The following is a 13090-nucleotide window of genomic DNA, read 5'->3' as shown; positions in this document are numbered from 1 at the left end:
GCTACGTCTTACAAACAGATAAGGGGGCGTCCCAGGTCAATAGACCTTTTGGGACACCCCCGTTTCTTTTACATCTCTATAATTTGCACTGATGGATGAAGCTCCCGCATCATCTTTACCACATGATCATGACAGGTCATCAGGATGATCTGTCTTGTGGAAGATACCTCTGCAAGTAGCTGAAGAGCATATCCCAATCGTTCCATATCGAAATTCACGAAAATATCATCCAGCACCATCGGTATCTTTTCTTTATGCGGCATAAGCTCCGCCAAGGCGAGGCGCATCGCCAAATACAGCTGTTCTGCCGTTCCCCGACTTAGACGCGCGCTCTCAATAACCGTTCCGTCTTTCTGCTCAACCAGCAGCATCTGATCCCCCATCCGCATCAGTACCCTGATATAAGCACCACCGGTTAATCGCTCTACATATCCGGAAGCGAGTCTTAGGACGTGGGGCTGCTTTTCTTCTTCGTAAAATTTACGGGTCCGGCTGATCAGTTCTGTTCCGATCGAACGAACGGCATACTGAACAACAATGTCTTTTAAGGCCGATTGCTTCTCCTCCAGCTGCTGAAGAGCATCCTCCTGCAACCCCTTTTGTTCCAGACTCTCCTTCTCCTGCAAAAGACGGCCGCGTCGTTCCTGCAGCTCGTCTCTCACTTTATCATCTGCAGATGATGCCTCTTCTTGATCCTGACACCGTCTTTCAAGCTCAGAAGCATCAGACTGCTCCAGTATGAACTCCAGCTGCCCCCGGTCTTCCGAATTCCAGCCGCTGAACATCGCAACTTCCGCATGACGTACGCTGCGCTCCAACTCGTCACACCGGATAGCAGCAGCACCTAGCCGGAGGAACTCCTCCTCCTGCTCAACGCCGCAAGCTTTTAGCAGAACCTGCATCCGTTCTTCCAGCTTGAGGATTTCATCGGCAACTTCGGCAGCCTCTGTCAACAACTCGGCAGTCCTTGCAGATAACAGTTTCCGTTCTTGCATCGTCTCTTTATAGCCAAGCCACTGTTGATAAACGCCTTCCAGCAGAGATGATCCCGTTGTTTCTCCCAGCCCCATCTCACGGATAACAAGAAGACAATCCTCCTCATAACGTTCTTCTTCATGCGTCAGCTTCTCTATTTTGATCTTCAGACTCTCCAGCTGTCTGATCAGCTCATTCCCCTGTTCAGACCAGTTAAGTATGTCCATAACCGCGTCCGGTGAGAGACGGTTCGGTAACAGCCTCGCTTTAAGCCAATTTTCCCACTGCTGTTCCAGCTCGAGAAAGCGCTTCTCCTCCTGCTGAATTACCCGCTCTGTATGTATAAGCTCGGAATTTTGCTCCGATACCCGCTCTTCTGCCGTACTCACTTCAGCTGTAAGCCGCCCCAGCCGCTGCTGCCAGGACTGCCAATCTTCCATCAATTTTCGCAATTCGCGCAGACGGGTCTCCATCACCACAGGATCCACAGAAGAGCGGTCTTGTCCGCTGCTCTGTCCACGCCGAAGTGTATTCTCTGCTGTAGAAGCGGCATAGGGATCTTCAACAAGGGCGTTCATCAGGCTAGAAACTACTTTCTCACCCACATTACCGATTCCCCCGTCCGCTCCATAAACATTTCCCGAACTTGTGATCAAGGATTGCTCACGTCGACCATTCCACCACATATAGAGATCACTTCCAAGAAGCAACACCGCTGAAGCTGCCGCTGCTTCCACCGCTCCCGTCCACAGCAGCACTCCTGGAAGAAGTACAGTCAGGATGATTAACCCTGTTAATAACTTACGGTAAGACGGCAGCATTCCTTTTTGCAAGGGCTCCTGCAATTGTGATGCCCCTGACGTAGAGCGGGTCAGCCGTTCTTCCCTCCAGCGTTCCGCTTCAAGTTGAAGCTTACTCCATACGGTAAGCGTCTCCCGCGGGTTGGAAGGCTTAATCATGAAAAAGTGGGAGCTCCCTCTTTCCGTCTCTTCACGAAGACTCCGCTGCGCTTCCCGCAGTGATGATTCAGCAGCTGCTAGCGCCCGCATAGCGCCTCTATGCTCAAGAGACAGTGTCTCCATCCGGCGGTCATATCCGGCAAATGAAGCCCCCATTCGGCGTATATCCTCCCGCTGGGAGGCTGACACTTTAAGCGATGCCAGGTGATCTGGAGTCCATGAATCATCAATATCCTGTAAAATACGATAAAGGCGGTCATTCAGCAGTCTGTACTCGGCTTCCAACTCGCCTTTCTCTGTCTGACCTGCTAGATACATCGGTCTTTTTGACCACAAATCTTCGATTTGAGGACCGAGCCTTTCTAGCAACTGATTCTCAGGGAGACTTTCAAGACGGGAAGAAATGTCCCCATCCGCTTTCTGAATCCGAATGGACCGCTGCTCCAAATTTCTGTGCTCTTCGGTCATCATTTCCCAGCGGTTAAGTCCATCCAAAGGAAAAAAAGAGCTGTCAGGAAGAGTGGACCATTCGAGATTGTCCTCCTTCCAAGATAGCCATAGCGGCCGGATTTCCATCGCTTTGCGATACAAGACCAGCTCATGCATATTTCTATGACGTCTTATCTCCAACGTAGACAGACCATTATCGATCTCGCTTAACTCGGAGATTACCTGATTGTACTGTTGAAGATATGAGCGGCTCTCCGCAATACGGCCTCGCAGCTGCTCGATGTCCTGGACGATCTTCGCGCTCTCTTGAACTCTCCCTCTCGGTTTAAACAGCTTGTCCATTTCCTGGTTCAGCTTTCGCTCCGCCCGAACAATACCATTTCCACCTCCAATTCCCGCATGAAACAAATACCTGTTCATCTCATCGGACTGAAGTGTACGAATCTCCTGTAATTCACTGAGTGAAATGGCAAACAACTGTCGGAACATGCTCTCCGACACACCGCTGAGTAGATCTCGTTCCATCTCCTGCTGACCCACTTCCGTGACCATACCTGCAGAGTCTCGTACGGTTACACTCACACGTTCCATCTTCCCCCCAGCCACCGATCCTTCAGGAGGACGAGTGAAACGTCTGATTATCCATGTACTACCTTTTTCATCCACCAGAGACAGTTCGCCTCCATGAACGCCCCCATCCTGCGGCTCTCCGCGCTGAGCGGATTGTGTACGGCCCGGAAAGCCGTACAGCATCGCTCTAATGAAATATAAAACACTGCTCTTTCCGGCTTCATTCGGCCCATATAATACGGTCATGGGGCGACTCAGCTCCAACTCCATGTCATGTATCGCACCGAAACCGCGAATATTTACCCGTTGTATTCTCATGCCGAAGCACCTCCGGCTTCCTGATCGTCGAGCAGAAGAAGAGCCGTAAGCTCCATCGCCCTCCGGAGCCATTCACGCTGTTCCTCCCGTGTAGAGCCTGTGAGTAAAAGCCGGATTTCCGGTTGATCCATCAACGGCCTTAAGGCATGACCGATCACACTGTCACTTCCTATATCCCCAGCAAGCTCCGTTTCGGCCAAACGAAGTAATTCTCCAATAAAGCTATCTTCCTGCAGCAGTGTCTCCAGCTGAATTTCCGCTCCAGACGAAAGACAAAAGCTCTCTACCCAGACGCAGCCTGCAAAACCGACTGTTCCGGCTTGATTATCAACTTTGCGGCGAAGATCGATTAGGAGATCCTCTAGAATAAATCCGTCTTCAAGCTCCCGGTGAATTGACCCTCTGCCGGTTATACGTATCCGAACCATGCTGAATCCGGTTGTATAGGATTCTGATATGTCGGTCAACAGGCGCTCCACGTTCAGTCGTAAGTCCTCCGGATGACGGCAGTCTCCGATGGAAACCTCCATATCGAACCACCGGACCGTATCCAGTTCACGGAAATCCATTGCGACAGCTCCGGTTTCATCCACATCAACCAGATAGCAACCTTTCGGGCCGGTCTCCCTGATGTTTCTACCCTGTATGTTGCCCGGATAAACGATGTAAGGCGACTCTTGCAACGTCCGGCGGGAATGAATATGACCCAGTGCCCAATAATGATAGCCCGCAGTATTTAAATCCTTCTTCGAGCAAGGAGCATATGTTTCGTGCTCCTGGTTGCCATCCACATTTGCATGAAGCAGCCCGATATGAAACAGCTCGGAAGCCCCAGCCTTTTTGTTATACCGCAGCGATATATTCTCTTTCACCTTGGACGTCAGATAAGACATGCCGGTAATGACAGATACCTCCTGTCCATCTCTGCGGCGGACCACGGTCACCGACTCAGGTACAGGTCCGAATACATGCACAAGTGGTGGCAAGGTTACAGCCAGCCTTGGACTGTCCAGTGGATCATGATTGCCATGAATGATAAATACGGGGATATGTTCCCGGTCCAGCATCTCAAGCGCCTCCATGAAGCGGAGCTGTGCTCGTAAAGACGTGTTTGAACTGTCATATACATCCCCGCTAATAACGACGAAATCGACCTTCTCACGGACCGCCAGCTGCACCATCCGGTCCAGCGCGATAAAGGTCGATTGCTGCAAATGCTTGCGTACACGATCTGTTAAACCGGACATACCCGCGAACGGGCTGTCCAGATGCAGATCTGCTGCATGAATAAAACGGAAGGGAAGCATGATATGTCCTCTTTCTTAAGGTTGATATTTCAAATATAATTTCTTAAGCTCATTTACTGATTTGGTGAGTGAGTATCGATTCTTGGCTGTATCCCAAGCTGAACGAGCGAGCTCGTAGCGATACTGAGGATCTGAGATGACCTTCTCAAGTGCTTCACTAAGGGCCACATAATCCTCGGGAGGCACGAGCAGACCGTTAACACCGTCTTCAATCTGCTCGGCAATCCCTCCAACATTACTACCTACAAGCGCCAGGCAGCTCAGCGCGGCTTCCGCAAAAACAGAACCGAACGCCTCTGCCCGCGACGGAAGTACAAAAATATCAAAGAACGGCATAAATTCTTCCGGATGCAAGGTATACCCGTAAAATATCGTTTCCTGATATATACCGAGATCCTTCGCCATATCTTCCAACTCTTGCCGGGACGGTCCGTCCCCGATAATATGAAGTACATAGTCATAGCCTTGGCGTTTCAATTCTGCACAAGCTTTGAGTAGCACATCCAGTCCTTTTGCAGGAACTAGGCGGCATACCGTAATGAGCTGGGGGATCTTATTCTCATGCGGCACAGGCTTAAAACGCTTTTCATCAAATCCGTTTGGAATAATTGCAATGGACTCTGGCAATTCAACGTATGAAGACAAATAATTAGCAAAAGACCGAGACACCGTAATGAGCTTTTGACTGACGTATTCTAACTCCCGGTACAATGATATGAGAAAACGATGCTCCAACCCATTCTCTTCGATTCTTCCATTTAAAATAAGCTCCCGCTCGTAGCTGGAATGAATCGTCTGGATCAACGGCGTATCCGGAAATACGGTTTTCATGGCCAGACCAGCAATGGGGTGATGCGCATGGATCAAGTCGTAAGGCTTCTGGAGCCGAAGCCGGATCCACCATATGTAATCGACGTACGTTTGAATATATTTGAGAACAATAGGGCTCTGTTCGAATTCTTTCCAGTCAAAGGTGTGAAATACGGGCTCCTCTTGTCCTTTGTTGCGGATCCTTTTAGGGAGCCAAAACATCTCCATGTCCCAGCGTGAAGAATGAAATCGGTCCTGCAAATAAGGAATCATCGAAGAGACGCCTCCCGGCTGTTCAGGAGGGAAAAATAAGGCCTGCAGCAATTTCATGGAGATCTCCCTTTCTGTAAGTCTCTTTTCAGACACTTTTCAACTATGATATATTAGAACATATGTTTCAGCAAAGGAAAATAAATCCTCCAGGAGTCTGATACCATTGTCCAACGATCCAACACTGTGGTCCGCATTTCCTATATTCAGCATTACGGCCGTGTGCGGAGCCTTTTTGGCTGTTTTAATGCTGATTATGTGTCTGCTGATGTACAGCAAACAGCGTAAGAAAGCTTATATTTACATGGCCGCCGCATTCTTCTTCATTATGACATATGAAAGTCTGAACATCCATCAAGCTTTCTCTGGACATCCATGGCAGCCAAGCGGGACAGGCATGCGTTCGCTTCAGCTTTTTTCCTTTATTTTGCTTAACCTCTCGGTTCTGCTTCTGTATCGCCGTATCAGGAAAGTGCATTATGGGCTTCCTGCAATAACTGCCGCAATGCTCCTGGCTCCGCTCTTCCTTCCGTCATCCATCAATCCTGTATGGCCGGATCTTTATTTAACCGTTATAGAGTGGGTTGTTATTTATTTGTCATTCTCCAAGATTGCTCCCCGTATCGGACAGCGATTTAAATACTCCCTGGGACTTTCCATCTATTCGATTTGGGCTTCTATACATATCATATATAAATACTTAAGCGGTGGTGACAAACCCGGTCTCCCGCTTCAAATCTCAGCCGTACTTCCCCTCGTATTTTACAGCATTATCTTTTTTATTCTGTTTCAGCGCATCATCGAGCTGATGCAGTCCATTTACCGCTCTTCCATTACGGACGGGCTGACTGGACTATATAATCGGCGCTATTTTATGAAACATCTGAATCATTACGTTTCGAACGGAACAAAGATTTCAGCCATTTTCTGCGATATCGACAATTTCAAAATGTTAAACGACACGCAAGGCCATGCCCATGCAGATGAAGTGCTGCAGCAAGTCGCTACGATCATGGAGGAGGAACTGGACGGTATCGGTCTTACCGGACGCTACGGCGGCGAGGAATTGGTTGCGATTGTTGCAAGGAAAGGGAGCAGGGTGTCACAAGTAGCGGAGAATATCAGGTTCCGCATAGCCGAAGAGACTATAGTCACCGTCAGCGTCGGGTACAGCACGCTCCGCAAAGGCGTAACCGCTGACAGCCTGATGAAACAGGCGGATCAGGCCATGTATCATTCCAAGAGTAGTGGCAAGAACCGCGTCACCGATTACCGAAGTATACGCGCCGGCTCCAGAACGTCAAATGAAGCCGCTAACTTAGGTTCGCTATAAACCACGTCAAAAATCCTCCGCGCCATCATTCAAAGACGGTGCGGAGGATTGGTTGCAATACCCGCGGTAATCAACAATCACCGCAGGTCTTTAATATTCTAATTTAGGACAAGCAGTACTTCACTAATGCTTCGTGTACACCGTCATCATTGTTCGATGCCGTCACCGCATCTGCCGCTGCTTTCACTTCTACTGGGGAATTGTCCATAGCAATGCCCATACCAGCAAACGTTAGCATCGTAATATCGTTATAATAATTGCCGATGGCCAAAACCTCTTCCGGCTTGAGCCCACGTTTGGCCGCCAGCTGTTTCAGAGCGTTCCCTTTCGAAGCCTGCTCATGCATAAGATCAATGAAATACTCACCGCTGCGAAGCATATTAAAGGGCAGTGTCCACTTGCTCCAGTCTTCGAACACGGCTTCCATGTCCGCAACCTCGCCAAATGTCGTGAACTTCACGACCGGCTCTTTAAGCTCTTCCCAAGTCGGCAGGTTGGAAGGCAGCATTAGATAGTTTTCGTACATATGGCGGACAGGACCTGCCAGTGTCTCTACGTTGTCGACATACATGCCAAACGCCGTATTGACATCAAAATGAACTCCCTTTTCCCGGCAATAATCCATAAACGGATTCAGGGCCTTCTCGTCCATACCAAACTGGTGCACGATATCACGGGTCTCCACTTCAACCGTAGCAGCACCATTGTGGCTGATGACGTAACCGGTCAAACCCATTTTCTCCATAAATGGAATGGTGTTTTGCGGCCCCCGTCCAGTACATAGTACAATTTCTATTCCCTTATTCGAAGCTTCCATGACCGTATTCATCGTCCGCTCCGTCATCACGTGATCGTCGTTTAACAGCGTTCCGTCTACGTCCAGTGCTACCAGTTTATAAGTCATGTCTCCACCCATCCTTTTATATGTATATGTTCTCTATTAAGTTGTGTCTGTCAGGGCAACTTACTGGCTACTTACCCAAAATCGCCAACTCTTCCGCTGTAAGCTCCCGATATGAACCGATAGGAAGCGACTCATCCAGCTTTAGTTCTCCCATACTGACCCGCTTCAGGTAGACCACCTTTTTGCCCACCGCTTCAAACATCCGTTTGACCTGATGGAACTTGCCTTCGTGAATCGTAAGCGAGATTTTGGACAACGGTCCATTCTCCCGCTCCTCAACCGATAACACCGTCAGCTCCGCAGGCAGCGTCACATATCCATCATCCAGCGTGACACCCTGAGAAAAAAGAGTGATATCCTCATCAGATACCATTCCGGCCACGTCCGCTTCATACGTTTTTGGTACATGTTTGCGCGGAGATAGCAGCTCGTGAGCGAGCTTGCCATCATTGGTTAGCAGTAGCAATCCCTCTGTGTCTTTATCCAGCCTTCCAACCGGAAACGGCTCATAGATCAAATAGGACTTGTCCAGCAGATCCAATACAGTGCGGTCTCTTGTATCCTCTGTCGCTGAGATAACACCCGGCGGCTTGTGCAGCATTAAGTAAATAAACTCCCTGTAAAGAACCTTTTCCCCCTCAATCTCTATGGTATCCTGATACGGATCCACATGCATTCCCGGATCCTTCACAGATGCGCCATTCACGGTAATCCCTCCCTGCCTAACGATCTTCTTCAGTTCAGCACGGGAACCGTAACCTAGATTAGAGAGCACTTTATCCAGCCTTTGGGTCGTTCTGCCCTTGGCACTCATACTGATGTCCACCTCCAACCTGCTGGGTACTCATTTTTTAACATTCCAGATTGCCACTTGCCCCAGCCGGCAGAATACCCATCTATACATACTAACACATAGCCTTTGGTATCGGTGACAGACTCGTAATGAATTCGGTCCGAGGGAATCTCTAGCGTTTCCCCCTTCAGATATCGCACAGCTTCCCCGTCCTGAGATGACAAGCTGACCGATCTACGAGCCTCACAAGGATTCAGCGCTGTTGCAAGAGGATGGCCCGGAACAAACCGCCCATTCTTGATCTGACCCATATACCAACCCGCACGTACCGTCTTTAATCCTTGCAGTCGGCTCTCTGGCAGTGGAGACAAGTAAATATAGTTTCCGTACATTACAGGATAGCCTGCAGATAGGTCCAGATTCAGCTGTTCGCGGACAAAATCGTAAAAAACCGTAAGTGAACCCGGTTCACTTTCTTTGCGGTAAGACTCGGTCCGTCCACCGGATCGCTTTGAGCCGGATAACTTTTTTTCTTTCAGACGATCACCATTATTTCGTGACTCTTGACGTTTCTTTCTTGGAGAGGATACCGGCAAAGCTCTTTCTTCTCCCATTTCAACCAAATCAGCCTGCTCCTCCTGCTCACCATCCCGGCGGAGAACGGCGAAGAAATGCCCTTCTCCTCTAACCCGGTGCGGCCACAGACGCCCTGTACCCAGGGTCTGCTGAATACATGAATCGCAATCCAACCCGATCATCCCGCCCTGCGACTTGTTATGCTCCTCAACCCACTGCGCTTCTCCCGGTGAGAACCACTCGGAGTCACCAATAGGGACTACTGAAAACTCCGAATGGTCCTTCAGAAAAGCTGCAATCATCCCTTCGTTCTCTTCTGGAGAGAAGGTACATGTAGAATAGACAAGCCTTCCTCCTCTACATAACATTTTGGCGGCGGAAGACAATATGTCTTTTTGCATATCTGCATATTTAAGAGGTGAGGATTCGTCCCAGTACTTTAGCATATCCTCATCTTTACGGAACATCCCTTCTCCCGAACACGGAGCATCAATCAGGATTTTAGTAAAAAACTGTGGAAAAGCTTCAGCAATTCGTTCCGGATTTTCATTTAACACAACAGCGTTCCTTACCCCGTACATCTCTACATTTTTAGCCAGCGCTTTGGTCCGGTCCGGATGAAGATCATTGCTGACCAGAAGTCCCGAGCCCGCCAGCTTTGCGGCGATCTGGGTCGATTTCCCTCCCGGTGCAGCGCACAGATCCAGTACACGGTCACCCGGTTCCACCTCCAGCAGCTCAACGGGTGCCATGGCACTAGGCTCTTGAATGTAATACAGACCAGCATGATAATACGGGTGCCGTCCCGGCCGAACCCCTTCTTCCACATAATATCCGGTTCCACACCAAGGAATGGGCTCCAGCTCAAACGGAGAGATCTCATTAAATTGTTCTTTGCTAATCTTTAATGTATTAATCCGGATGCCTGCATGAGGAGTTTGTTCATAGGATTGTTTAAACTGTTCATACTCATCGCCAAGGAGCGACTTCATCTTCGCCTCAAAAGGCGCTGGGAGTCGTAATGCCATATATCTACCTGCCTATCCTTTAGAATAATGAAGAGCGGATGCTATCATGTTCCGCTATGACATTTATTATTGTATAATAAAATACATTAAAAGGGACATGCCCTAATAATACTATTTCGATGATATGGGGGTGAGTAATTGAACCGCAAGAAAAAGAACTATACAGGCCTTTATCTGTTTGGCGGCATTTTGCTTGTTCTCATCGGCTTGCTTGCTTTTCTGAATACTCAAGGTGAGAAAAGCGAACTGTACGGCGGTAAAAAAGTCGCTGAGCTGAATCCTGCCACGAAGGAAATCCTTGATGATCCCAACTATCAACAAGTTATCCTGCCTGATGAATTAAGCAAGAAAATAGACAACAAAGAAAGCTTCTTTGTTTACTTCTTCGCATCAGATTGTCCTAGCTGCCGAGCAACAACACCAGAGCTGATGCCGCTTGCGAAACAAAGCGAAGCGTACCTTCACCAGTACAACCTTCGCGAATTCCAGGACGGGTTCAGAGAGTACAATATTGAGTATACCCCTACCCTTGCATTCTTTGAGAATGGAGTGGAGAAAGAACGCCTGGTCGGCGGTATAACAGCGGAAGCAAGGGAAGGCGGAAACACAGCCGAAGCTTTCACGCAATTTTTCGATAAATATAAAGGGAGTGTAACGCCATGAAGCGAGCACATTCCATCCTGATTACAGGATTAGTCGGCATGCTTCTGCTTTCCGGCTGTGGCGGCAAGCCATCAGCTTCCACCCACCATCATGGCTTGGACTCCGAGAAATACGAGACAACTGCCTCTGTTACCGTTATGCCCGAACTTTTATCGGTTTACACGGATAACACCCAAGCATCTTATGCAACTGTGGGAGATCTCGAAGATATTCTCAAGGAGCTAAAATGTTACTGCGGTTGTATGGATGATGGAAAACTGCACGATTCCCTGCACCGCTGTTTCATCGCCGAGAAGAATGATGACGGTGTGAAGTGGACAGATCACGGTGCACAATGCGGCATCTGTCTGTCTGAACTGCAGGATGCGAAGCGTCTGAAAGACGAAGGTAAGACCATCGAGGAAATCAAGAACTTCATCGATAATAAATACAAAGGTACAGCACCGCAAATATAAGTAGAACTTGACGCTGCCCTTCTCTTAAATCAACAAACCCGCTGCGATCCACATGCAGCGGGTTTTGCTATATTCCATCGGTACAGATGATCTGTACCTGTTCATATCAAGCCATGGAGGCCTGCTTCCCAAAATGGTTACTCCACTTTAAGTGCGTGTTCAAAAAGGTCGGTTTTCAGCACCGAGGCTTATGCTTCCGATGTGCGTTTTTTCAAACGCTTCAGTTGGATGAAGCTAGGACTGAGGAGTGAAGCGTACGTTTTGGGTACGTGAGCACCTGAGATGTTTCCGGAGGAAACATACTTCGTAAGCATATGCTAGGACCGGCTGAATTCAAGATTCGATGCCGAGCCCACTTCCTGATTCACTTCGTGATCAAAAGCGGACTTTTTGAACAACCTCTTAAAGTTTTTCGGCACGCTGCGGACCTCGGCGCTGAGGCACATTAGGCTGGATCTCAGCGGATGCCTTAGCTACAATCGCCACCAATTCCGGGTCCACAATCTCGATTGTGAGATCATGATATGGAAAAGGCTGCGTATCATATGATGCTAACTGAGCAGCATAGACGCTGATCTCAGAAACCAACTTGGCCATACGGATGCCCAGTTCTTCGGCAGGATACGGCTGCAGCCGGGCATGGGCGCTGCTCATCATTTTGTAACTGCCACGGACGTTTCCGTTCCGGAAATGATATAGACCTACGGCCGCCTGGAGCAGTCCTTTATAACGGGGGTCCCGATCCCTGGCAAGCCAAAGTTCTTCAAGCACCTCATGGCATTCGAAATAATCTCGGTCTCGGTTGAAATAAACCAGATAGGCAGCGAAAAGCGGATCATATTTCATGATCACGGACTTTCTTTTTGGCTGTATCCAGCAGTTCCTTAACCTCCGTTAACAGCTCTTTCACCGCTTCCATATCGTGATCCTGACCTTGCTGCTGCCAAATGGTGTTGAACCGCGCCTGATACTCGATCGCCTCATTAACCATGTGATAGAAATACAGCTGATGCATCGCGTTGAGCAGCTGTGAAGTAATATTGGAGTTATCCTCAAATTGCTTCTGAGCCTCCAATATATCCTCACGGATACTCGACATTTCATTATCCAGCGTATTGGCAGCTTCCCCCGCTTTTTTCAGACGGTTACGGATTTCGTCCGGTAGGCTCTCACGATATTTATAGCTTAAAGAATGCTCAATCGTTGCCCAGAAATTCATAGCCAGCGTACGAATCTGGATTTCAGCAAGTACGATTTTTTGACCGAGCGCGGTCTGAACCGGATATTCCACAATCATATGAAAACTTCGGTATCCGCTATCTTTATAATTGGTTATATAATCTTTCTCATATAAAACCTTCAGATCTTTTCTTCCGCGAATGTATTCAGCTACCCGCCGAATGTCCTCAACAAACTGACACATGATGCGGATACCCGCAATATCCTCAATTCCTGTTTCCAATTGATCCATTGGGACATTAAGCCGTTTGGCTTTGTCCAGAATGCTTGATATCCGCTTGATCCGTCCGGTCACGAATTCGATTGGTGCATACTCTTCTCGTTTCTTTAACTCAGAGCGCATTGTCTTGAATTTCACTTTCAATTCTTCAACGGCCTGTTCATACGGAAGCAAAAATGTCCCCCAGTCTCTACCGTCCATCGTCGTGCCTCCTGTCTTT

The 13090-nt window shown here is 48.6% G+C and carries 11 protein-coding genes; 3 read left to right on the top strand and 8 right to left on the bottom strand.

Annotation, left to right across the window (positions count from 1 at the left end):
- Positions 1–68: 68 nt before the first annotated feature.
- The 3 genes from B9N86_RS07785 to B9N86_RS07775 are packed head-to-tail and all read right to left on the bottom strand — an operon-like array spanning position 69 to position 5719.
- The gene (locus tag B9N86_RS07785) at positions 69–3272 is read right to left on the bottom strand and encodes an AAA family ATPase (RefSeq protein WP_208918509.1); all 3204 of its coding nucleotides are present in this window, start codon (positions 3270–3272) and stop codon (positions 69–71) included.
- Entirely contained in the window at positions 3269–4579 is a 1311-nt protein-coding gene (locus B9N86_RS07780; RefSeq protein WP_208918508.1) for a metallophosphoesterase family protein, read from the bottom strand. Before B9N86_RS07780 ends, B9N86_RS07785 begins: the two co-directional genes overlap by 4 nt.
- A gap of 15 nt (positions 4580–4594) precedes the next feature.
- Positions 4595–5719, bottom strand: a complete 1125-nt coding sequence (locus B9N86_RS07775; RefSeq protein WP_208918507.1) for a glycosyltransferase family 4 protein — start codon at positions 5717–5719, stop codon at positions 4595–4597.
- Positions 5720–5825: 106 nt separating this feature from the next.
- Between B9N86_RS07775 and B9N86_RS07770 the strand changes: the two genes are divergently transcribed.
- Positions 5826–6992: a GGDEF domain-containing protein gene (locus B9N86_RS07770; RefSeq protein ID WP_244562997.1), complete on the top strand. Its 1167-nt coding sequence runs from the start codon at positions 5826–5828 to the stop codon at positions 6990–6992.
- Positions 6993–7095: 103 nt separating this feature from the next.
- Here B9N86_RS07770 and B9N86_RS07765 read toward each other — a convergent pair whose 3' ends face one another.
- The 3 genes from B9N86_RS07765 to B9N86_RS07755 form a co-directional block, all read right to left on the bottom strand.
- Positions 7096–7896 (bottom strand): HAD family hydrolase, encoded by an 801-nt coding sequence (locus B9N86_RS07765; protein ID WP_208918506.1) that lies wholly within the window; start codon positions 7894–7896, stop codon positions 7096–7098.
- A gap of 67 nt (positions 7897–7963) precedes the next feature.
- Entirely contained in the window at positions 7964–8710 is a 747-nt protein-coding gene (locus tag B9N86_RS07760) for a pseudouridine synthase (protein ID WP_208918505.1), read from the bottom strand.
- Complete coding sequence (locus tag B9N86_RS07755) at positions 8707–10293, bottom strand: RsmB/NOP family class I SAM-dependent RNA methyltransferase (RefSeq protein ID WP_208918504.1); 1587 nt, start codon at positions 10291–10293, stop codon at positions 8707–8709. Before B9N86_RS07755 ends, B9N86_RS07760 begins: the two co-directional genes overlap by 4 nt.
- 138 nt (positions 10294–10431) lie before the next feature.
- Between B9N86_RS07755 and B9N86_RS07750 the strand changes: the two genes are divergently transcribed.
- Complete coding sequence (locus tag B9N86_RS07750) at positions 10432–10956, top strand: thioredoxin family protein (protein ID WP_208918503.1); 525 nt, start codon at positions 10432–10434, stop codon at positions 10954–10956.
- Complete coding sequence (locus B9N86_RS07745) at positions 10953–11411, top strand: PCYCGC motif-containing (lipo)protein (protein WP_208918502.1); 459 nt, start codon at positions 10953–10955, stop codon at positions 11409–11411. The genes B9N86_RS07750 and B9N86_RS07745 overlap by 4 nt, the downstream gene beginning before the upstream one ends.
- Positions 11412–11813: 402 nt before the next feature.
- Here B9N86_RS07745 and B9N86_RS07740 read toward each other — a convergent pair whose 3' ends face one another.
- Positions 11814–12257 carry a DUF309 domain-containing protein gene (locus B9N86_RS07740; RefSeq protein ID WP_208920155.1) on the bottom strand — a complete coding sequence of 148 codons (444 nt, stop codon included), beginning with the start codon at positions 12255–12257 and terminating at the stop codon, positions 11814–11816.
- On the bottom strand, positions 12247–13071 hold the full coding sequence (gene yjbM, locus B9N86_RS07735) for a GTP diphosphokinase (protein WP_208918501.1): 825 nt from the start codon (positions 13069–13071) through the stop codon (positions 12247–12249). Before yjbM ends, B9N86_RS07740 begins: the two co-directional genes overlap by 11 nt.
- Positions 13072–13090 lie beyond the last annotated feature (19 nt).

The sequence above is a fragment of the Paenibacillus uliginis N3/975 genome, from assembly GCF_900177425.1.
In the GTDB taxonomy this organism is placed as follows: Bacteria; Bacillota; Bacilli; order Paenibacillales; family Paenibacillaceae; genus Paenibacillus_AQ; species Paenibacillus_AQ uliginis.
Note: the sequence above shows the minus strand (reverse complement) of the source record. Positions and strands in the feature narration are given on the sequence as shown.